Source organism: Thermosynechococcus sp. JY1331 (genome assembly GCF_031583475.1).
Taxonomy (GTDB): domain Bacteria; phylum Cyanobacteriota; class Cyanobacteriia; order Thermosynechococcales; family Thermosynechococcaceae; genus Thermosynechococcus.
Genome location: NZ_CP134180.1, coordinates 1,588,281 through 1,609,328, shown reverse-complemented (window position 1 = coordinate 1,609,328; position 21,048 = coordinate 1,588,281). Strand labels below are relative to the sequence as shown.

Below are 21,048 nucleotides of genomic sequence, written 5' to 3'. Positions count from 1 at the left end.
CAATGAGCGCAGAGATTATTTGCGTGGGCACAGAATTGCTGCTGGGGGAAATTCTCAACAGCAATGCCCAGTTTTTGGCCCAGCAACTGGCAAGCTTGGGGATTCCCCACTACTATCAAACCGTGGTGGGCGACAATCCCACTCGCATCAAAAAAGTCCTCGCTATTGCCTGCGATCGCGCCCGCCTATTGATTTTCACGGGTGGCCTTGGCCCCACGCCCGATGACCTGACAACGGAAACCATCGCCGATTTCTTTCAAGCCCCCCTTGAAGAACGTCCTGAAATTATTGCCGATCTAGAACGCAAGTATGCCCATCGCGGCGGCTTTAGTCCCAGTAACCGTAAACAGGCGCTCCTGCCTGCGGGCGCCCAGATTTTGCCCAACCCGATTGGCAGTGCCCCCGGTATGATTTGGCAGCCGCGCACGGGTCTGACAATTCTCACCTTTCCCGGTGTTCCCGCCGAAATGAAGCAGATGTGGCAAGAAACTGCGGTGCCCTTTTTGCGCTCCCAGGGCTGGGGAAAAGAGGTGATTTACAGCCGTGTGCTGCGTTTCTGGGGCATCCCTGAATCGGTACTTGCGGAAAAAGTGGCTGCCCAAATTGCCCGTGAGCATCCCACGGTGGCGCCCTATGCCAGCAATGGGGAAACCCGCCTCCGCATTACTGTCCGTGCCAAAGATGAAGCAGAAGCCCAGCAATTGATTCAACCCGTTGAAGCAGAAATCCGCCAAATTGTCGGCCTAGATTGCTACGGTGCGGATGAGGATACCCTTGCCAGTGCGGTAGCGCGGCTGCTTCAGGAACGACAGCAAACAGTGGCAGTGGCAGAGTCCTGCACCGGCGGTGGCCTTGGGGAGATGCTAACCCGTTTGCCGGGGAGTTCTCTCTCGTTTAAGGGGGGCGTAATTGCCTACGCCAATGATGTCAAGGTAACTCTACTGGGGGTCAATCCTGAGGACTTAGAGCAAGAAGGCGCCGTGAGTGCCGTGGTGGCTGCCCAGATGGCTTTAGGCGTGAAAACGCGTTTAGGCAGTGACTGGGGCGTCAGTATTACCGGGATTGCTGGCCCCGGCGGCGCGACGCTCAGTAAGCCAGTGGGACTGGTGTATATTGGCGTGGCACTGCCCAATGGCGAGGTCATGACCCGTGAATTTCGCTTTAGTGGTCAACGGGGACGGGATTGGGTGCGGCATCTCAGTGCTATGAATGCCCTCGATGTATTGCGGCGGCAGTTATTGGTGGATCGATGAGTCACGGTCTGCTCTGGTTACCCCTATTGGCTGTTTTTATCCTGCTGGCATGGTTGGGCTGGGTCGAGTACCGGAAGGTGGAACACTATCGCCAGTGGGCAAAAAATTTTGAAACCAGTAAATATGACATTGCCGCTGTCCTTGGTCAACAGGGCGATCGCTTGACGTGGGGACACCCTACCCAACAGGGCATTATTCATTTGCAAACTTGCGAATTATCGACTATTCAAAACATTTGGATTGAGTGTAACGGTCAACGAATTGACACACAAACTACTCATTCTAAAGGAGCAATTCAACTGGTGCTAGAAACCTTTACAGGAGACTGTTATCGCATTCCTTTTACAGAATTCACCCTTGCCTTGGCATGGCGCGATCGCCTACAGCGGGCGATCAGGAACTGATAAGGTTGATTAAAAACGAAAAAAATCTAAATTGTGCTTGACTAAGCTTGACAATTAAGCGAAGTCTGACTAGAGTTACTTAAATAGTGAGCTAACGGGGGATACCAAAAAGGCAGGGTTTTCCTTCGCTTTTTTAGCGACTGTAGGACTTGTGTCTTTTTGGGTTTAAGGAAAGAGTAGCCCATAGGAAAGTGCAAAATTCTACAAAGCACTTGACTGTTGTATTTACACCTTAACCTTGGGAGGCCTATCCTCATGTGCAAAAGACTACACCCCGTTTTGGCTTGTGTTGTTAGCATAACAGTGCACATTATTCTAGTCACCACACCTGCATTGTCTCAAACTCGAGACTGTGGGAATAGTGGTGCTAATCCTAATTTCGATTCTACCGCTGGTCCAGGGAGCGACAACCTAATTTGTGGCGCAAATAACAATTTACTCCCTGCCTTGCAACGGTCTATTGCTGTTGGTATTAGCAACACAGTAAATGGTGGAACTGTCGCCAATCATGCGATCGGTAGCAACAATAACCTTGGGTCAAACATAAATACCGAAAACACCGCTGTTGGTACTAACAACAGGATCAACACCGTTAATTCTCAAAATCATGCCTTTGGCTCTAACAACACAATTGGCAACAATGACGGTAATTTGAATTTGTCAATTCCAGAAGATCAAGCCAAAGGCAACAATAACACTGCCCTAGGAGCACAAAATCAAGTCGGCACAGTTGGAACACCACATTCTTCTAGCCCTGCAGCTCGCAATAACAATACCGCAGTCGGTTATCAAAACGTTGCTGATGGTGATGGCACTCCGAATACAACTGGCAGTAACAACACCGCCATTGGCATGCAGAACCGAGCCGAGGGTGATAACAACACCGCTGTGGGGATGCAGAACCGAGCCCAAGGAGCTAATAGCACCGCGATGGGGATGCAGAATTCAGCGAATGCAGTAAATGCCACCGCCGTGGGGATGCAGAATAATTATGATGGCACCTACCTGACCCCCGGCACCAACAGTACCGCTGTGGGGATGCAGAACCGAGCCACCCAAACAAACGCCACCGCTGTGGGGATGCAGAACCGAGCCCAAGGGCTTGACAGCACCGCAATGGGTTCGGGCAACCAAGCTACCCAAGCAAACGCCACCGCCGTAGGCTCTGGTAACCAAGCCCAAGGAGTTCGGAGCAGCGCGGTTGGCTTTGCAAACACCGCACAAGGAGCTAATAGCACCGCAATGGGGTTTGTGAACCTAGCCAATGCAGACAACACTACAGCTGTGGGGTTTGCGAACCAAGCTCTGGGAAATGACAGCAGCGCAGTTGGCTTTGCAAACACCGCACAAGGATTTCAGAGCAGTGCGGTTGGCTTTGCAAACACCGCACAAGGAGCTAATAGCACCGCAATGGGGTTTGTGAACCAAGCCAATGCAGACAACACTACAGCTGTGGGGTTTGTGAACCAAGCCAATGCAGTAAATGCCACCGCGATGGGGATGCAGAATTCAGCGAATGCAGCAAATGCCACCGCTGTGGGGATGCAGAATAATTATGATGGCACCTACCTGACCCCTGGCGACAACAGTACCGCTGTGGGGATGCAGAACCGAGCCACCCAAACAAACGCCACCGCCGTGGGTAGACAGAACTTTGCCACTCAACAGGACGCCACCGCCGTAGGCTCTGGTAACCAAGCCCAAGGATTTCAGAGCAGCGCGGTTGGCTTTACAAACACTGCCCAAGGAACTAGAAGCACCGCAATGGGGTATGTGAACCAAGCCAATGCAGACAACACTACAGCTGTGGGGATGCAGAACCTAGCCCAAGGGCTTGACAGCACCGCAATGGGTTCGGGCAACCAAGCCACCCAAACAAACGCCACCGCTGTGGGGATGCAGAATTCAGCGAATGCAGCAAACGCCACCGCTGTGGGGATGAGGAATAATTATGATGGCACCACCAACACCTACCTGAACCCTGGCGACAACAGTACCGCCGTAGGCTCTGGTAACCAAGCCCAAGGAGCTAATAGCACCGCAATGGGTTCAGGCAACCAAGCGCTGGGGGCTCGTAGTATTGCCATTGGCCACCAAAGTACTGCAAATCCGGCTGATAGTATTGCAATTGGTCAGACTGCCCAAGTCGTGGGTGGTGCTACTGATGGTGTGGCCATTGGTAGAGGTGCCACAGTTCAACATGCCAACAGTGTGGCCATTGGGGCAAACTCTGTAACAACACAGGCCAATGTTGTGTCTGTTGGTGCCCCCGGTGCTGAACGCAAGGTTGTCAATGTTGCGCCTGGCATCATTGCACCAACGAGTACGGATGCAATTAATGGCAGTCAGCTCTCTGCCCTCATCAACCAACTGTTTGCTACCGGAATTTGTTCAATCACTAACGCAACAGTAACGTGCGGTAACATTGCTTTGGGAAATGCTGCTAACCCTGGGGGTGCCAATAGTATTGCCATTGGCAACAATTCGACGACGGGTGCCAATAATGCCATTGCCTTTGGCCCATCGGCACAGGCCATCCATGCCAACAGTGTGGCCATTGGCGCTGGCTCTGTAACAACAGCTCCCAACACGGTTTCTGTGGGCGCCCCAGGAGCAGAACGCCGCATTACCAATGTGGCCACCCCCATCAATCCAACGGATGCTGTCAATAAAGCTTATGTTGACGGCATGGGAGCAGTGGCCTTGGGCGCAGCGAATGCCTACACCGATGCTCAAATCAATCAGTTACGGGGAGAGGCTTTTGCGGGCATTGCCTCGGCAGCAGCACTCATGCCGATTGTGCCGGCACGTTCTGGTCAAACCACATTTAATGTGGGATTTGCAACCTACGGTGGATACAGTGCAGCCGGGATGGCCATAGCCCACCAAATCGGACCGGTGATTATTGATGCAGGGGCAAGTTTTTCTAGTGCAGGCTATCCCTTAGCACGCATTGGCATCGGCGCCCGTTTTTAGAACAACAGGGAACTAGGGGGGCTTTGATGTCCACATTTGGGAAAAGACGCTAGCCTTTAAAATTGCAGCTAAGCCTCCTCAATACTGCCCAAGGAAACCTAGCCCTATGGATGTGTCTGTGGTCAACCAGAATCCACCATTTATGCTGAATCAGCCAGCAATGGCTCAGTCTTGGATCAAGCCCTGCAAAGTGGTCTTCTTCTGGAAACGCAGTGGCTTTTGTGGGGCTTTGGATTCAAGGCTTTTTGCTGTTGGAGGTCGCTGATGAAAAATATTGTGGCGCTGGTGCCAGGGGGTATTGGAGATCAAATTTTGTTTTTTCCTACCCTCGACGACCTCAAAACCCACTTTCCGAATAGTCAAATTGATGTCGTTGTTGAACCCCGTGCGGTTGCTGCCTACCAACTGAGTTCTACAGTCCACCAAGTGATTCCCTTTGACTTCAAAGACCGCAATGCCTTGGCTGACTGGGTAAACCTGATTGGTATGTTGCGGGATGGGGAGTACGACGCCATTCTCTCCTTGGGGCGCAGTAAGGCGGTGCGCTTTTTGCTGTGGCTGACGGGGATTCCCAAGCGCGTGGGCTTTGCGAAGCTCAATCCCTTGGGGTTTCTCACCGATGCGGTACCTGTCAACCTTGATCAATACAGCGCCGCCACCTACCACGACTTACTCAAGGCTTTTGGCATTACCACCCCTTGCCCCCTACCCAAGGCAGTGATTGCCGAAGAAGATAGGCAATGGGCAACTGCAGAGCGGCAACGCTTAGGCATTTCTGGTGCTTATCGCCTTTTGCACGGCGGCTCTAGTCAGATGGCACTTACCAAGGGAATTAACAAAATTTACCCCCCCGCTGCTTGGGTTGAGATCATCCAGACGCTGCAACAGCAGGAGCCGCACCTGCCCTTTATCGTGGTCTGTGGGCCTGAAGATCACGCATGGGTGAGTGCGCTAACGCAGGCGCTACCGGAAATTAAGATTAGCCGTCCTCCAGACTTGCGCAAACTGGCAGCTTTAATGCAACAGGCACAACAGATTCTCTGTACCGACAGTGGCCCGATGCACATTGGCGTGGCGGTGGGGACTCCCCTTGTGGCGCTTTTTGGCCCTACGGATCCTGCCAAACTCCTGCCCGCCGATCCGCGCTTTCGAGCCGTCAAATCCCCTACTGGCAACATGGCCGATATTCCCGTGTCAGCCGTGATTGAGGCGGCTCGCCATGGCTAGACCGGCTGTCTTTCTCGATCGCGATGGCGTGCTGAACCAAGAGGTGGGCTATATTCACCGCCTTGAGGACTTACAGCTCATCCCCGGTGTGGCTCAGGCAGTGCGACGGCTCAATGATGCGGGGTGGTTTTGCTGCTTAGCCTCCAATCAATCAGGTCCTGCGCGGGATTATTACAGCATTGAGCATGTCTATGCCCTACACCACAGACTTCAGGAGTTGCTAGCCGCCAGTGCCGGTGCGGTGTTGGATGCGGTTTATTTCTGTCCTGATCTCAGCCGTCCTGAAGGGGGAGTGGTTGCCGACTATGCGGGCTGGACAACATGGCGCAAACCCAATACAGGAATGCTCGTAGCGGCCGCTTGGGATCATGATTTAGATCTCAGCCGCAGTGTCATGGTGGGGGACAAAGCGACCGATATTGATCTGGCGCGGAATGCCGGCTGCTATGGGATTTTAGTACAAACCGGCTTTGGCGATCGCGTTCTTGAGGGGAGTTACCAGCACGCCAGTCGACCCGATTACATTGCAGCAGATTTAGCCGCTGCCGTAGAGTGGATTTGTACGCACCTTCCACCCCGTTAGCGATGAGCGCATCGCCAGACTATACCAAGTTTCCCCTTGCTCTACTGTTGCTGGTGGTTCTGGGCTACGTCCTTGTGGGCTGGTATTTGTCTGCCTATCCTTGGATGTGGTCAGCCTATGCCTCTTTTTTGGCAGCAATTCTGACAGTGTTTGTCGTAGGGGGCACCTCTAGCCTGTTGCGATCGCGCCAGAGCAACCCTAGAAATATCTTTAGTAGCTTAATTATGCGCGTGGGCACCCCCAGTCTCTTGACCGTACTGGTGCTGAGTACCGCTGTCACCCTTGCCATTATTGCCTTTCACGTCTTTAGTGTGATCGCCATTCTCATTGGCACCGAAATTCTCGTGCGCATTGAAATGAAAGCCGCCGGCTACCACAACTGGCAAATTATGCTAGTGCTGATTCAAATGGCCATTTTAGGGGTGTTCATTGGCTGGAGCATTGGGCATTACTTGCTGCCATCGTCTTCAGGGCAATCATTATTGTTCTTAGTCCTAAAGGAGTAAACTTTCTAGGGCACGTAGATTCGTAATGCACAGGCTATCTGGGTTGCGGCGAATAATCCCCCTGCGCTCCAGCTTCCCAAGCACCCGTGTTACCGTCTCCCGTGCCATGCCACTTAAGCTACTCAGTTCGCGGTGGGGCAGATTCGGAATTTCTAGGCCATCCGCTCCCTGTCGCCCTTGACCATCCGCCAAAAACAGCAAAATATCCGCCACCCGTGACATACTATCCGATTCCCGCAGCCGCAGCCGCCGATTCAGTTGCCGGAGCCGTCGTGCCATCAACTTGGCGAGGCGTATGCCCGCTTGAGGTTCCGTATTGACAAGATTGACAAAATCCGTCGCGGGCATATTGGCCACAACTGTCGGTGTTAGGGTAATCACATCCGTTGAGCGGGGCACTTCCTCTAGGGGGGCCATTTCGCCAAAGAGTTCGCCGGGACCGAGGATATTCAGGGTGACTTCTTTGCCATCAATGTTGTAGGTGCGAATTTTGACCCAGCCACTGAGGATAAAGTAAACCGATGTGCCCCAATCATTCTCCAGCAAGATGACTCGGTTGGCGGGATGCTGACGTGTCACTACATGGGCTAGGGCTTTCTCCACCACTGCCTGGGGTAAGTCGCGAAAAAAGGGCGTATTTTGTAAAGATAATTCAGGTGCAGGAGAACTACGCCGTTCTTGCATAAAGGTCAAGGCCGAGAGGGCGAAAGCAGAGGCTGAGCAGACAGGTCATCAGGCGCTGCAGGGAAATCAATACCTGTGATCTTACCATTGCTATCCATCATCACAATCAATGTATCTGTAACGTTAGAAAAGGCTACCTTGATACTGACAATATTGTCGTTGATCTGACTCCCAAGACGCTCTTTGTACACGCCTACCCGCCTCAGAAAATTGGCTTGGCGTTGCTTCAATTTTTTCGGTGAAAACTCCTGTTGTAGTTGCGGCTGTAAATAGCTCCACGCTAAATCAAAGTGATGGCCAAAGAGGGCATCGACAAATTGTTCAGCACTGTGTACTTGGTCTTGGGGATTGACATTGATGGATTCTTGGGACTCGCCGCGGGCGATCGCTGGCCACAGAGAGGAAGATACCCCCCGTAGGAATGCCAAGGCCAAAACTGTTAATGGTGAAAAAGACTGCCCCATATTTTTTTTAAGTTTTTTATGGTTTTCTGAGAGTTTAAGGCGAAACGAATTTCTGAATATCATACCGCCTTTTCCAGAGGGATTGAGTGAGGTCGCGATCGCCCTGAGGCCGCCGTCCCGTCCAAGAAAAGCAATGTACATATCTCTTATCAATTCTCGGCGCAGACTTGGCTCTATAGATGACTGATTCTTCAGTTCTTCAGGCATCCGGGGGAAACTGCTGCGGAGTGTAAAGTTTATTAAAGCCCTTGACGCCTTTGGTTAGCCTTCGTCACAATGAGTTCCATAGGTTAGGACTTGAATTTTATCCTCGTGAGCGGTTTGTCATAACTGCGAGGGAGTAGGTTGTGCCAATGCTAGAAACCCTTGAATTTGTGATTTATCCCGATGGCCGTGTCGTTGAAACGGTGACGGGAATTTCTGGGGCATCCTGTGCTGAGGTGACTGCTGCCATCGAAGCGCAACTGGGGTGTGTCATTAGCCAACAGCCCACCGCAGAGTACTACGCTCCCCAAGAGGAAGAAAATCAGTTAGCTGTTCAATCTGTCCCCTCCCAGTGGTAATCGTTGAGGATTGGTGATCCATGTCGCACTTCAGCCAAATCAAAACCCAAATTCGCAGTTTACCCGCCCTCCAGGCTGCCCTAACGGACTTGGGCTTACCGTGGCAATCTGGCTGCCAAGAAGTGCGCGGCTTTCGCGGTCAAACCCAAACGGCTCAAGTCGTTGTTCCCCAAGACAACGGCTATGACATTGGCTTTCGCTGGAATGGCACCGAGTATGAGCTAGTGGCGGATTTGGAGTTTTGGCAGCAGGCATGGTCAGTGGATCGCTTCTTGAATAAAGTCACTCAGCGCTATGCCTACCATGCGGTGTTGCAATCCGCTACTGAGCAGGGCTTCCAAGTGCAGGCCACAGAACAGCAGGCCGATGGGAGTGTCAAGCTCGTATTGCAACGCTGGCGTTCCTAGCCGTTGAAGATCATTCAAAACAATGGAGAGGCACGGGGCAGAGGGGCAACCCCTTGGTTTAGAGCCAGAACTTGGCGGCCAACTTCGCCAAAGTGAACCTCGCAGCGGCTACGAACCTGAACTCGGGGGCACTCACCGTCAGCGCGGTGTCTATGTCGATGAAATTACCTGTATTGGCTGCAAACACTGTGCCCATGTGGCGCGAAATACGTTTTACATCGAGCCGAACTACGGGCGATCGCGGGTGGTACGCCAAGATGGTGACCCCCTTGAACTGATTCAAGAAGCCATTGATACCTGTCCCGTTGACTGTATCCACTGGGTAGATTACACGGAATTAAAACGGCTTGAGAAAGAACGCCTTGAGCAGGTGGTTCCCCTTGCCGGTTTTCCCATTGATCCAGCCACCACGCACCGCAAGAAACGGCGATCGCCCCCTAGGACTGAATAGCATCCTCGGGCATCACAATCAGCGTCGTTCCCTGACGGCCAATGATAATCACCCGCTGATGTTCGGGAATGGCCAAGCGGGGATCACCACAGCGAGCTTGCCAAGAAATCCCTTCGTACAGCACTCGCCCCGTCTCGCCAGCGGGGATTTTCGTAAGTGTTTCCGCCTCGGCGGCTTCCTTGAGGACGGGGGGAACTCGCTTTGGTTGATACCGCCGCAGGAGAAAGGCCACCACAACAGAGAGCAGCATCCAGAGGAGAATCTGTATTGAAAAGCTGGGAATCAGAAACGAGAGAAAGGCAACAATCAGGGCGCTGAGGCCGAGAGTGGCTTCCATAAAAGCCGTCGGCAAAACAAGCTCCATCACAAAAAGAATGATGGCAACAATTAACCAAATCCAAAAGGGAGACAGGGGCATTGCTCTTATCACCCAAGGCAGCCACTTCAACGATAGCTCAAACTCTGCGGCTACAGCGAGCAGGTTTAACCGTTTTGAGTGTGTTCAATTCTTGCGAAAGAGTTGTACTGGAACTTACAAGAGTCCCACTGCGTCAAGAGAGCCAGCACTCAAGAGAGATTCATTCGATTCTGTACAATAATGACTTCAATGAGGCGAACAACGATGACGGATCTATTCATTCCCCTCCTGGTGGGACTTCTCACCCTTGGACTGTTGACCAGTTGGCTATGGCGACCGACAGCAACGCCAGTTTCCCGTGCTGAACAGGTCAATACCCCTGATTTTGTTGCCGATGCGCCGCCGCCGGATGATGAAGGAACACCGCCCCGCCGTGGATAGGCTAGGATTTTCCTAGGGGCTTCTAGAAGAATGATTGAGTGATCAAGCAGCTTTGGGCAGCAGGACAGCGGTTTCAGGCGGGTTTCTTTGCCTTGGGTCGTGGTCTTTTTTTTATCGCCCGTTATCGTCTTTGGGGCTATCTACTGTTACCTGCCTGCTTGAGCCTCGTTCTGGGGGTAACGCTTATCATTGCTGCTTTCTGGGCTGTTCAAGTCATTGGTGATTATTGGTTTGTGGGTGGGGAATGGCAGTGGCTCTACCAAGGGTTCATTGATATTTTGGCAACCCTCATTGCTGTCTTTTTGGCTCTAATTGGCTATCAAACGCTGATTCCCCTTGTGGTGATTCCTTTCCTTGGTCCGCTGCTCAACCGTGTTGAAAAAATTACCACGGGACAAACGATTGAAGTGGGGTGGCGGCGCGATCTATTGAACGCTATTATCGGTGGTTGGTTTGCGCTGCGGGATGCAGTGTTGCAGGTGATCTTCCTGCTGCTTTCATTTCTAACGGGGCCGCTGCAACCTATCGTGATGGCGATCGTTAACAGTTTCTTTCTAGGGCGAAGCAGCTTTGATTACCTCCTTGAAAAACACAGCACCTCTTTGAGAGAGCGCAAGCTCTTGACCCGTGCCTATACGCCACAAATCTATGGCCTTGGTCTAGCGCAGTTTTTGGCACTCTTCATTCCCTTCGTGGGGTTAGTGCTGGTACCGCCAGTGGGAGTTGTGGCTGCTGCTTTGCTGATTCAAGATCATCCACCGCAACAACAGTTGATGGCAGTGAATGCGGTTTCTCGGCGTTGATCTGGCTTGGAAAGGAGGGGCATCAGGGTACTGCTGTTTGCAGTGGCAGGGACAAGATTTGGCGGTGGTCGCTTGCGATCGCTCCCGTGATACGGATGAACTTTTGGCATGGATTGATCGCGATGCACCCTCTGCGCAAGCAGCCATGGTGGCGGTGGATGCCCCCCTCATTATTCCCAATTCGCGGGGAATGCGTACCTGCGATCGCCAAGCTCACCAACTGCTTGGGCGCTATCACGCCGGCTGCTATCCGGCCAATCAGCAATCCCCCTTTGCGCAGCACACCACGGGTTTTAGTCAAGCCCTTAGCCAACGAGGGTTTCGCCATGCGCCCATCCTCACGCCCCAAGAACGCGGGCGATTTCAAATTGAAGTCTTCCCCCATGCCACGGCGATCGCCCTCTTTCAGCTTGACCAAATCATTAAATACAAAAAAGGCCGCCTTGCAGAACGAGCCAAAGGGTTAGCCAAGCTTAGGGATTTAATGGCCACCCAGCTTCCCCACTGTGAGCCACCCTTAGCACTAGAACTCACTATCGAAATCCCCAGCAACGGGCGAGACCTCAAGGCTCTTGAAGATCAACTCGATGCCGTTCTCTGTGCCTACACGGCAGCCTATTGGTGGTATTGGGGGCGCGATCGCCACTGGGTTTTGGGTGGTGAGTCTTTTTCCCCAAAGCCAGCATCAACCGATGCCTACTTAAAAACTGGCTATATTGTTGTTCCGCGTGCCTAGCTTTCGCGATTGCGGTAGCGTTGCAGTTCCGTGCGTAGAGCAGCAATTTCCGCCCGCAAATCATCAATCAAAGCTTGCCAATCCACTTGTTGGCTACGCCGAGGCACCACCATTTCTGCTTCTTGACGGGCACGAGCTTGCACCTCTTCCATGAATTGATGGAGCCGCTGCTGCTGCTCGGCATCAAATCGCCCCAGTTGACTTAGGAATTCCACAAATAGATGCTGCGCCTGATCACGCAGGAGCGTTGCGGTTGCTCGACCAAGGAAAAAGGCATCCAGCGGCGATTGACTCATAGGAGTGTCATGACCTCGTAAGTTGCTGCTCTCAATCCCTGAGTGTAACAAAGTTTTACAGTGAGCAAGCCTCGCTCTCTGCCGATTCTCCCCTTTTTGCCTATAGGACAGATAAGAAATTCTTTGATGTTTTCCCTAGACCGATTGTCTCCCCTAAAGCATAGAATTATATCAATTAAATATTTTCTTACCATAGCTACAAGTTATGAGGATACTCCCATAGGGAGTGCTCTTAACAGCGATTTCGCTATGACACCCTCTCTAGATTCGCCAAAAGGGGCAGAAATGCTAACAAATTTAGTTAATCGAGTTCACTTTCGCTATTGGCGCGGCGATCTCTTTGGTGGGCTGACTGCCGCCATTGTCGCCTTGCCGATGGCCTTGGCCTTTGGGGTCACCTCTGGGGCTGGTGCAACGGCGGGACTGTACTGCGTCGTCTTTCTTGGCTTTTTTGCGGCTCTCTTTGGGGGCACGCCAACACTCATTTCCAATCCGACAGGGCCGATGACCGTCGTGATGACGGCAGTGATCACCCGCCTGACCAGTGAATATCCCGAACAGGGGTTATACATGGCTTTTACGGTGGTAATGCTGGCGGGCGGTTTTCAAATCCTCTTTGGTCTGTTGCGGTTGGGTAAATACATCACCCTCATGCCCTACACCGTGATTTCTGGCTTTATGTCGGGAATTGGCCTGATCATGATCCTGCTGCAAATTGGTCCACTGTTGGGGCACAGCAGTAAAGGGGGGGTCTTGGGGGCAGTGCAAAACTTGCCAGAGTGGATTCAAACCCTGAACTCGGCTGCCCTTACCTTGGGCTTGTTCACCCTCGGACTCATTTATTTCACGCCCCAGAAAATTCGGCGAATTGTGCCGCCACAGCTTCTCGCCTTGGTTTTAGGCACGATTTTGTCAATGGTGTTTTTTGCGGATGCCGGTTTGACCCGCATTGGCACGATTCCCACGGGGCTGCCAGCGTTTGTGCCGCCGACGTTTACACTGCCTGCGCTGAAAACGATGATTGTGGACGGGGCAATGCTGGGGATGCTCGGCTGTATTGATTCGCTCCTGACCTCGGTGATTGCCGATAGCATTACCCGCACCCAGCACGATTCCGATAAGGAACTGATTGGCCAAGGTATTGGTAACCTACTGTCCGGCTTATTTGGTGGTCTGCCCGGTGCCGGTGCCACGATGGGCACAGTGGTGAATATTCAAGCGGGGGGACGCACCTGCTTATCGGGCATGATCCACGCTGTCATTCTACTGATGGTGGTGCTGTGGGCGGCGCCTTTGACGGAACCGATTCCCAATGCCGTGTTGGCGGGGATTCTGATCAAGGTGGGGATTGACATCATTGACTGGAATTTTCTCAAACGTGCCCACCTCTTGTCCCTGCGGGCGGCCTTCATTATGTATGGTGTGATGCTGCTGACGGTCTTTGTGGATTTGATTGTGGCGGTGGGTGTGGGTGTCTTTATTGCCAATATGCTGACGATCAAGCGCTTGGCGGATCTGCAATCGGAGGATGTGAAGGCGATTACCCACGCCGATGATCAAACGCCCCTCACCTCCGAGGAAAAAGAACTCTTCCGCGAAGCCAAGGGTCAACTACTACTCCTGCACCTTGGGGGTCCAATGAGTTTTGGCTCCGCTTGGGCAATTTCCCAGCGGCAGGCGATCATGTCAGACTATAAGGTGCTGATTCTGGATGTCAGCAGTGTGCCCCTGTTGGGGGTAACGGCAACGTTGGCCATTGAGTCACTCATCCAAGAGGCACAAAAGCATCGTTTAGCAATTTTTCTCGTGAATGGTTCGGCGGATAAGGTGCAACAGCGGCTGCAGCGCTTCCGTATTTTGGATCGGTTGCCGGCAGACCATGTGGTGAGCAATCGCCGACAAGCCCTCGAAAAGGCCATTCAGTTTCTCCACCAACCGGAGGAATTGCTGGAGGTGACAACGGGCAGCTACGAATAACGCGAGACCGCCGGGTTGCCCTGCACATACCACCGCCACGGAATCTCCTGACCTTGGGAAATACCAATGCGAGTGGTTTGTACCACAGGGGCTGTTAGGGGTTGGGGTGGCTTTTCTAACCAGAGGCCGCTCTCTTTCCCTAGCATCAAGCCCGAAAGCTGGCGATCGATCCCCAAGACTTGGCACAGTTTCCCCGGACCAGCAGCACTGCGGGGGGGCAAGGGTGGACTAAGCATCTCAAGGGCACGAATGAGAACAGCACTGGCAAAATTGGGGCGATCGCTGGCGATATTCAGGCAGTGGTGAATGCCATAGATTTGATAGACATAGATTGTCCCCGGTGCCGCAAACATCGGGGCGTTGCGAGCCGTTTGGCGACGGTAGCCATGACACGCGGGGTCGCCGGCCATATAGGCTTCAGTTTCAACAATACGGCCGCGGTAGAGTTGACCATTGGCCTGCTGTCGCACGAGAAGACACCCCAGTAATTCTTGGGCAACCACTGGGGCAGGGCGGCCAAACCACTCAGGGGGTAGCTCAGTACAGATCCTGTCCAAAACGCAACCCCTCCATCAAAGCATGGCGTAGGGGAGCATTCAACCCCGAAACGGTATAGAGCATGGCTTCGCGATAGAGACGCTGCACCGTGTGACTGAGCATCAAGGCACTGCCACCCGTCGTCATCAGGGCAGCCTGAGCCGCTTGGACGGCAAGGTGAATGGCTGCGGCGCGCAGTTTTGCATGGTGGGGGGGATTCAGGTTCTCTAGCTCTTCTTGAATTTGGTCGTAAAGGCGGTGCCAGCGATCGCGAAAGTGGTGATAGAGGTCTTTGGCGTCGGCACTCTCAGCGAGAATCTGCAAACTGGCACGGGCACAGCCCATGGGGGCGGCACTGCCCCGCAGCAATTGCTGGCGATCGCGGACGGCCAGCCAATCCACCTCACTGATACCCACTACATCTTCCGGCGGGACTAACCAATCCACCACTTCTGCTTGCACCGTTTGCGTTGAGGGCACAGCCGCTAGAGGCAAGGGCAATGAGAGGTGCAAAATGCCACCGCCAGCCTGTTGGGCATTGATAAAGGGCATGAGGGCAAAGAGAATACGCTGATCCGGTAGGGGCGCTGCGGCGACAAACATCGTCATGTGCTGAAAGCCACTGAGCCAAGGCAGCGTGCCCCGCAAGAGGTAGCCCTCGCTGGTGGGTTGAGCTTGTAGATCCACTGGGTTGTGGCGTAAGTGGGAAAAGCTGACACCAATCAACATCTGCCCCTTCATTAAGTCCGCCAAGTAGGTTTGGGCAACGTTCCCTTCAGGATGTTCAAGAATCATCCCCAAGGCGGATTGATGTTGTGCCACCAAAAAGGCAAGGGCACCGGAGGTTTGCGCTAGTTGTAAGCTCAAATGCCACAGCGTGCGGCGATCGCACCCCAATCCCCCCCTTGCCTTGGGTACCGCCAAACGAAAAATGCCCAAATTCCCTAGGGCTTGCAGACTTTCCGATAAAAGGGACTTTTGCTGATCAATGCGGTTGGCAATTGGCGCAACAACGGTACTGAGGTAGGTCTGAATGTCCTCTAGGAGAGGCTGCGCTGCGGGGTCAGCAAAGACCAAGGCATCCATAGTTTAGGAGTACGCCAGATGGGCACGGGGGTTGTAGGACTCAATGGCCTGAAGTTGCCGGTAGAGATCGCGTTCAGCATCACTCAGTTGGGGCGGCAGTGTAATGACAATTTCCACCAGTTGGTCACCGCGATCGCCATCGGGGCGAGGATAGCCCTTACCCGCCAGTCGCAAACGTTGGCCTGTGCGTACCCCTGCTGGCACCATCATTTTCACCCAACCATCGAGGGTCGGGGCTTCAATTTGGCCGCCGAGGGCAGCCTCACTGGGGGTCACGGGGAGTTCACAGACAATGTCGTAGTCCTCAAGGCGAAAGAGGGGATGGGGCGTCACTTGAATTTTCAGATAGAGATCACCTCCACCTGTACCTTGACCCCGCAGCCGAATCCGCTGACCCGTAACCATCCCCGCTGGCAGCGTCACTTCTAAGGAGCGCCCATCCCCAAGGCGAATCCGCTCCCGTCCCCCTTCGTAGGCCTTCTCGAGGGGGATTTCTAGGGTGGCTTCAGCGTCGCGACGACTCACAGCGGTATAGGCGGTTTTGACGGTGCCGGGGCGAAAGTAGTCTGTGTCTATCGTAGGCGAGCGACGGGGGGGATCCGCAGCAACCGTAGAGGTGCGGGGCGATCGCCGACCCAACAGTTGATCCAAAAACTCTTGAAAATTATCTTCACTGAGGTCGGGTTCTTCCCTGACACTGGTGCCATTGCGCCGAGCCATAGTGGTACGTTGGGAAGGGCGAGTGCGAAAGCCGGGCTGTGACCAATATTCACCGTAGCGATCGTATTGCTCACGGCGAGCCGGATCACTTAGGACTTGGTAGGCTTCACTAATGTCTTTGAACTTCTCTTCAGCAGCGCGATCGCCCGGATTCATATCGGGATGATACCGCCGCGCCAGCCGCCGATAGGCACGTTTAATTTCCTCAGTGCTCGCACCTCGATCCACGCCCAAAAGCTGGTAGTAATCTCGAAAATTACGCATCGACAGTCCTATCTACACTCACAGTTGCGGCAAACAATGCAAACAAGTTCTACCAGTCGTCGTCATCCCAATCCTCCCATGCGGCTGAATCACTGCGCTGGGAATACCCCCGAGAACGCCGCGTCCGGGGTGGCTCATCCCACTCATCCTCATAATCGTCACGCCGCCGCTCTCGACCCCGCACCGCATCAAGGCCTTTATTGACTGCTTCCTTGAGGTTGGGCAGCTTAAAGACATCCTCATCGTCTTCCAATGCTTCTTCGCTGAGGCGCAGTTGGCGGACAAAGTCGTAGAGCCGCTCTTCAAGAGCCGCATAGGTGAGGTCAATCTGGCGATCGTCCTCATTGCGAATGGCCTCCTGCAATTGCCGCACCAAGGCCTCAATACTCCGGCGCTGATCAGCGGCAAATTGATAGCCAAATTCCTGAGCCGCTTCCCGCAATTGACGTTCAGCGCGGTGAATCAAATCTTGGGCACGGTTGCGCTTCTCAATGCGTGCCCGCCGCTGGCGATCGCTGGCAGCGTTGGTCTCGGCATCCAAGAGCATCTGCTGAATTTCCTCTTCACTGAGGGTTGATGCCCCCTGAATCACCACACTTTGCTCACGACCGCTAAAGCGATCCAAGGCCACCACTTGGAGCAGGCCATTGGCATCCAAGTCAAAGGATACTTGAATTTGGGGCACCCCCCGAGGCGCTGGCGGAATTCCCGTTAACTTAAAGCGTCCCAAGGACTTATTGTGTTCTGCTAGTTCCCGCTCCCCTTGAACGACGTGGATTTCCACTTGGCTTTGGTTATTTTCTGAGGTTGAGAAAATATCGGAGCGGCGCACCGGAATCGTTGTATTGCGGGGAATCAGCACCTTCGTGACGCCGCCAATGGTTTCCACCCCTAAGGAAAGGGGGGTTACATCCAGCAGCAGGATATCCTTCATATCCCCGGCGAGAATGCCTGCTTGAATGGCGGCACCAACAGCCACCACCTCATCGGGGTTGACATTTTGGTTGGGTTCACGGCCAATCATCTGCCGCACCAGATCCTGCACCATGGGCATCCGCGTCGCACCACCCACTAGCACCACGGCATCAATTTGAGCGGGGGTTAAATGGGCATCCATCAGTGCCTGTTCGACCGGATAGCGCAGCCGTTGCAGCAGGTCTTGGCTCAGGTCTTCAAATTGGCGACGACTGAGGGTGGTTTCAATGTGTTTTGGCCCATCCGCTGTGGCGGTGACAAAGGGCAGATCGATATTGGTTTCCAGTAAGCCTGAAAGTTCAATTTTGGCTTTTTCGGCAGCATCGGTGAGCCGTTGTAGCGACTGGCGATCGCGCCGTAAATCAATGCCCTCTTTGGCGAGGAAGTCTTCGGCTAGCCAGTCCACAATCAACTTATCAAAGTCATTGCCCCCCAGTTGGGTATCGCCGCTGGTGGCCTTCACCTCAAACACGCCATCGCCAACATCGAGAATGGAGACATCAAAGGTGCCACCGCCAAGGTCAAAAACGAGAATCGTCTGCTCCTTCTGGCGATCGAGGCCATAGGCAAGGGCTGCTGCCGTCGGTTCATTAATAATCCGCCGCACATTCAGACCCGCAATCCGCCCAGCATCACGGGTGGCTTGCCGCTGTGAATCATTAAAGTAGGCGGGGACAGTGATCACCGCATCGGTGACGGGTTCCCCTAGATAGCGGCTGGCATCCTCCACCAGCTTGCGCAAGACCATGGCTGAAATTTCTTCGGGGGCAAATTCCCGTTGCAAGCGTGGGCACTTGATGCGCACTTTACCCGATTCATCGCGGCGAATGGTATAGGGTACCCGCTTGGATTCAGCCGTCAGTTCACTGTATTCGCGGCCAATAAACCGCTTCACGGCATAGAAGGTGTTTTGGGGATTGAGCACCGCCTGTCGCCGCGCCAACTGACCCACAAGGCGCTCGCCATCTTTGCCAAAGGCCACCACAGAGGGGGTGGTGCGGGAGCCTTCTGCATTGGCAATCACAACGGGTTTTCCCCCTTCCAACACAGCAATGACGGAATTGGTTGTCCCCAAATCAATGCCAACAATTTTGCCCATGCCGTTTGAACGACTCCGCACTGGTTAGAATAAATGAATAGCGTTATAGTAACGGATTATTTACCCTTTGTTACGCTTATTCGATTGTACGAGATCTGCCCCAGACCGTCAGAGAATCACTCTTTCCCCTGTGCTGCGCGATCGCTACAACGATATGAACAACCTCAGTCCCCACACCTCCCATTCACCGCTGCTCATCTTTTGAAGTCTAGCGGTAAGATGACAGGCAAGAGGTTGCAGCACAGCTTATCAACTGTTGCTACGCCCAATTCCGAGAAGGAGACCGTTCTATGCTACACCGCAAGCTTTATCAACTCTATACCGACGGCCAAGAAGTCTGGATTTACTTGCGGGATCAACAACGCCTGATTGACCGGGCACGCATTGTAGACATCGAAGGGAATGTTGTTACCATCCGCTACGAAACGGAGGAAGACGACGAAGTGTGTGCTTGGGAAGAGATCGTCAATATCGAAAGCATTGGCTCGATTTCACGGCGGCTCGCAGCAGTTCCGCGGGGTTATGCGGAGTTACCCATTGCGGATGAGTGTCCAGAGGCGGAGCAACTGCCGAAGCATTCCTCGGAAACCGAACACGAGCGTTGATTCTTACCCATGCGCTCAGCCCCCGTTGTGGAGGAGATAGCCACGATTGATGCCCAGTACATGGGGCGCTGCCTTGAGTTAGCCGCTCGTGCCAAAGGCTGTACGGCTCCGAATCCCCTCGTGGGCTGTGTGATTGTGGCGGAGGGACGGGTGATTGGGGAGGGGTTTCATCCCAAGGCAGGGGAACCCCATGCCGAGGTGTTTGCCCTGCGCAGCGTCAGCGAGAGCGATCGCCCCCTCCTCAGCAAGGCCACCCTCTACGTCAATCTTGAACCCTGCAACCACTATGGCCGCACGCCCCCCTGTACCGAGGCGATTATAGCGGCGGGTATTCCCAGGGTGGTGGTGGGCATGATTGATCCGAATCCCCAAGTAGCGGGGGCGGGGGTAGAACGGCTGCGCTCAGCAGGCATAGAAGTCACCGTCGGCGTGCGGGAAGCAGAGTGTCAACGCCTGAACGAAGCGTTTGTGCATCGGGTGCGCTATCAGCGTCCCTTTGGCATTTTCAAATACGCCATGACCCTCGATGGCAAAATTGCCTCCAGTGCCGGCCACAGTCTCTGGGTGAGTGGTGAAGCCGCACGCGCCATGGTGCATCAACTGCGCTCTGAATGCGATGCCGTGATTGTGGGGGGCAATACCGTGCGTCTGGATAATCCCCTTTTGACCTCGCGCCATGAGCGCAATCCCCTACGGGTGGTGATGAGTCGTACCCTTGATTTACCGCCGAATGCCTCTTTGTGGGAAACGACCACGGCTCCAACATTGGTGGTTACCGCTGCTTCCCCCCAACATCCCCTGATTCCCCAATTGCAGGCACGGGGCGTTGAGGTGGTGCACCGAGAGCCGCTAACACCGACCACCGTTATGGCAGAGTTGCATCAACGGGGCATTATGACGGTGCTTTGGGAGTGCGGCGGTTCCCTTGCAGCGGCAGCGATCGCCGAAGGCATGGTACAGAAAGTGTGGGCATTTATTGCGCCAAAAATTATTGGTGGCTCCGATGCCCCCGCCCCAGTGGCCGATCTCGGCTTAACCAAGATGAATGAGGCCTTGTGCCTCGAGGACGTGACTTGGCAAACCGTGGGCGAGGACATTCTCGTGGTGGGCTACCTACCGCCTAGGCCTCGGGTTCCGTCAATTCAATAATGGTACAGCCCGTTTCTGTGGGGGGCGTATCCGCCTGCTCATAGAGCAAATCAATCCACAGTGACTCCGGGTAGGGCTTGCGACTAGAGACATAAAAAAGCCAATGCTGGCTGACATTGAGGGACTCGCGCCGCAGCTTGGCCATTGCCGGGGTTGTAATCAGGCGCAGAGCAGCGTTGGCATTGCGCCACTGCTCAATAATCCCAGCCGCCACCCGCAGGGTTTCCCCCTCGCTATTTTCTAATTCCAAAATGCCGTCAATGTGGATACTCTCCCACCAGTGCTGTGGATCCCGCAGATCCAATCCTTGGCCATCCATATAGTCAATGAGGTTGGGAAGATATTCGCGAATAAAGTTTTGGACAACACTAAAGGGAGGAAAAGGACGCAAGACTTTGAGGCGGCTTGCTGTTTGTTGAAACCACAGCTTGTGGTAAGTCATGGGGACAACGCTCCATCAAAAAGGCGATCGCCAAAAATCGTT

24 protein-coding genes are annotated in these 21,048 nt (G+C 53.7%); 15 read left to right on the top strand and 9 right to left on the bottom strand.

Going from position 1 to position 21,048, the window contains the following annotated elements; translation table 11 throughout:
- Positions 1–2: 2 nt before the first annotated feature.
- The 6 genes from RHJ31_RS07755 (at position 3) to RHJ31_RS07730 (ending at position 6,949) form a co-directional block, all read left to right on the top strand.
- Positions 3–1,253, top strand: coding sequence for a competence/damage-inducible protein A (locus RHJ31_RS07755; RefSeq protein ID WP_302676191.1), 1,251 nt, complete (start codon positions 3–5; stop codon positions 1,251–1,253).
- Positions 1,250–1,657 carry a hypothetical protein gene (locus RHJ31_RS07750; RefSeq protein WP_302676190.1) on the top strand — a complete coding sequence of 136 codons (408 nt, stop codon included), beginning with the start codon at positions 1,250–1,252 and terminating at the stop codon, positions 1,655–1,657. The genes RHJ31_RS07755 and RHJ31_RS07750 overlap by 4 nt, the downstream gene beginning before the upstream one ends.
- 651 nt (positions 1,658–2,308) lie before the next feature.
- Positions 2,309–4,633: a YadA-like family protein gene (locus RHJ31_RS07745; RefSeq protein ID WP_310445772.1), complete on the top strand. Its 2,325-nt coding sequence runs from the start codon at positions 2,309–2,311 to the stop codon at positions 4,631–4,633.
- 264 nt (positions 4,634–4,897) lie between these two features.
- Positions 4,898–5,860 carry a glycosyltransferase family 9 protein gene (locus RHJ31_RS07740; RefSeq protein WP_302676188.1) on the top strand — a complete coding sequence of 321 codons (963 nt, stop codon included), beginning with the start codon at positions 4,898–4,900 and terminating at the stop codon, positions 5,858–5,860.
- Positions 5,853–6,443: an HAD family hydrolase gene (locus RHJ31_RS07735; protein WP_302676187.1), complete on the top strand. Its 591-nt coding sequence runs from the start codon at positions 5,853–5,855 to the stop codon at positions 6,441–6,443. Before RHJ31_RS07740 ends, RHJ31_RS07735 begins: the two co-directional genes overlap by 8 nt.
- 2 nt (positions 6,444–6,445) lie before the next feature.
- Complete coding sequence (locus RHJ31_RS07730) at positions 6,446–6,949, top strand: hypothetical protein (protein ID WP_302676186.1); 504 nt, start codon at positions 6,446–6,448, stop codon at positions 6,947–6,949.
- Here RHJ31_RS07730 and RHJ31_RS07725 read toward each other — a convergent pair.
- Together RHJ31_RS07725 and RHJ31_RS07720 are read right to left on the bottom strand one after the other, a co-directional pair.
- A complete protein-coding gene (locus tag RHJ31_RS07725; RefSeq protein ID WP_302677803.1) occupies positions 6,938–7,633 on the bottom strand; it encodes a Crp/Fnr family transcriptional regulator in 696 nt (231 codons plus the stop codon). The genes RHJ31_RS07730 and RHJ31_RS07725 overlap by 12 nt on opposite strands.
- A 5-nt stretch (positions 7,634–7,638) precedes the next feature.
- On the bottom strand, positions 7,639–8,304 hold the full coding sequence (locus RHJ31_RS07720) for a hypothetical protein (RefSeq protein ID WP_302676185.1): 666 nt from the start codon (positions 8,302–8,304) through the stop codon (positions 7,639–7,641).
- A gap of 146 nt (positions 8,305–8,450) precedes the next feature.
- Between RHJ31_RS07720 and RHJ31_RS07715 the strand changes: the two genes are divergently transcribed.
- The 3 genes from RHJ31_RS07715 to RHJ31_RS07705 are packed head-to-tail and all read left to right on the top strand — an operon-like array spanning position 8,451 to position 9,518.
- A complete protein-coding gene (locus RHJ31_RS07715; RefSeq protein WP_302677802.1) occupies positions 8,451–8,660 on the top strand; it encodes a DUF2997 domain-containing protein in 210 nt (69 codons plus the stop codon).
- Between the two features lie 20 nt (positions 8,661–8,680).
- Complete coding sequence (locus RHJ31_RS07710; protein WP_149818434.1) at positions 8,681–9,067, top strand: DUF1257 domain-containing protein; 387 nt, start codon at positions 8,681–8,683, stop codon at positions 9,065–9,067.
- A gap of 22 nt (positions 9,068–9,089) precedes the next feature.
- The gene (locus RHJ31_RS07705; protein WP_206199741.1) at positions 9,090–9,518 is read left to right on the top strand and encodes a ferredoxin; all 429 of its coding nucleotides are present in this window, start codon (positions 9,090–9,092) and stop codon (positions 9,516–9,518) included.
- On the opposite strand, the gene RHJ31_RS07700 is transcribed toward RHJ31_RS07705, so the two are convergent.
- A complete protein-coding gene (locus RHJ31_RS07700; protein ID WP_206199742.1) occupies positions 9,505–9,936 on the bottom strand; it encodes an NfeD family protein in 432 nt (143 codons plus the stop codon). The genes RHJ31_RS07705 and RHJ31_RS07700 overlap by 14 nt on opposite strands.
- 204 nt (positions 9,937–10,140) lie before the next feature.
- On the opposite strand from RHJ31_RS07700, the gene RHJ31_RS07695 reads away from it, so the two are divergent.
- From RHJ31_RS07695 to RHJ31_RS07685, 3 genes are read left to right on the top strand one after another with little or no spacing between them, the layout of a single operon-like run.
- On the top strand, positions 10,141–10,317 hold the full coding sequence (locus RHJ31_RS07695; protein ID WP_190278217.1) for a hypothetical protein: 177 nt from the start codon (positions 10,141–10,143) through the stop codon (positions 10,315–10,317).
- 38 nt (positions 10,318–10,355) lie between these two features.
- The gene (locus tag RHJ31_RS07690) at positions 10,356–11,120 is read left to right on the top strand and encodes an EI24 domain-containing protein (protein WP_302676183.1); all 765 of its coding nucleotides are present in this window, start codon (positions 10,356–10,358) and stop codon (positions 11,118–11,120) included.
- The gene (locus RHJ31_RS07685) at positions 11,101–11,856 is read left to right on the top strand and encodes a DUF429 domain-containing protein (protein WP_302676182.1); all 756 of its coding nucleotides are present in this window, start codon (positions 11,101–11,103) and stop codon (positions 11,854–11,856) included. The genes RHJ31_RS07690 and RHJ31_RS07685 overlap by 20 nt, the downstream gene beginning before the upstream one ends.
- Here RHJ31_RS07685 and RHJ31_RS07680 read toward each other — a convergent pair.
- Positions 11,853–12,152, bottom strand: coding sequence for a DUF6825 family protein (locus RHJ31_RS07680; protein WP_206199745.1), 300 nt, complete (start codon positions 12,150–12,152; stop codon positions 11,853–11,855). The two genes, RHJ31_RS07685 and RHJ31_RS07680, sit on opposite strands and share 4 nt — an antisense overlap.
- Positions 12,153–12,437: 285 nt before the next feature.
- Here RHJ31_RS07680 and RHJ31_RS07675 point away from each other — a divergent pair, with 285 nt between their 5' ends.
- On the top strand, positions 12,438–14,129 hold the full coding sequence (locus RHJ31_RS07675; protein WP_302676181.1) for a SulP family inorganic anion transporter: 1,692 nt from the start codon (positions 12,438–12,440) through the stop codon (positions 14,127–14,129).
- Here the strand turns inward: RHJ31_RS07675 and RHJ31_RS07670 are convergent.
- Genes RHJ31_RS07670 through dnaK form a run of 4 tightly spaced genes read right to left on the bottom strand, consistent with a single transcriptional unit; the run spans position 14,120 to position 18,810 of the window.
- The gene (locus RHJ31_RS07670; protein WP_302676180.1) at positions 14,120–14,686 is read right to left on the bottom strand and encodes a DNA-3-methyladenine glycosylase; all 567 of its coding nucleotides are present in this window, start codon (positions 14,684–14,686) and stop codon (positions 14,120–14,122) included. The genes RHJ31_RS07675 and RHJ31_RS07670 overlap by 10 nt on opposite strands.
- Complete coding sequence (locus RHJ31_RS07665) at positions 14,667–15,752, bottom strand: acyl-CoA dehydrogenase family protein (RefSeq protein WP_302676179.1); 1,086 nt, start codon at positions 15,750–15,752, stop codon at positions 14,667–14,669. The genes RHJ31_RS07670 and RHJ31_RS07665 overlap by 20 nt, the downstream gene beginning before the upstream one ends.
- A gap of 3 nt (positions 15,753–15,755) precedes the next feature.
- The gene (locus RHJ31_RS07660; RefSeq protein ID WP_302676178.1) at positions 15,756–16,736 is read right to left on the bottom strand and encodes a J domain-containing protein; all 981 of its coding nucleotides are present in this window, start codon (positions 16,734–16,736) and stop codon (positions 15,756–15,758) included.
- A gap of 49 nt (positions 16,737–16,785) precedes the next feature.
- Positions 16,786–18,810, bottom strand: a complete 2,025-nt coding sequence (dnaK, locus tag RHJ31_RS07655; RefSeq protein WP_206199749.1) for a molecular chaperone DnaK — start codon at positions 18,808–18,810, stop codon at positions 16,786–16,788.
- Positions 18,811–19,100: 290 nt separating this feature from the next.
- Here dnaK and RHJ31_RS07650 point away from each other — a divergent pair, with 290 nt between their 5' ends.
- Complete coding sequence (locus RHJ31_RS07650; protein ID WP_024125163.1) at positions 19,101–19,415, top strand: DUF6679 family protein; 315 nt, start codon at positions 19,101–19,103, stop codon at positions 19,413–19,415.
- Positions 19,416–19,424: 9 nt separating this feature from the next.
- Complete coding sequence (ribD, locus tag RHJ31_RS07645) at positions 19,425–20,564, top strand: bifunctional diaminohydroxyphosphoribosylaminopyrimidine deaminase/5-amino-6-(5-phosphoribosylamino)uracil reductase RibD (protein ID WP_206199750.1); 1,140 nt, start codon at positions 19,425–19,427, stop codon at positions 20,562–20,564.
- On the opposite strand, the gene RHJ31_RS07640 is transcribed toward ribD, so the two are convergent.
- Positions 20,536–21,006 carry a hypothetical protein gene (locus RHJ31_RS07640; RefSeq protein ID WP_206199751.1) on the bottom strand — a complete coding sequence of 157 codons (471 nt, stop codon included), beginning with the start codon at positions 21,004–21,006 and terminating at the stop codon, positions 20,536–20,538. The genes ribD and RHJ31_RS07640 overlap by 29 nt on opposite strands.
- Positions 21,007–21,048 lie beyond the last annotated feature (42 nt).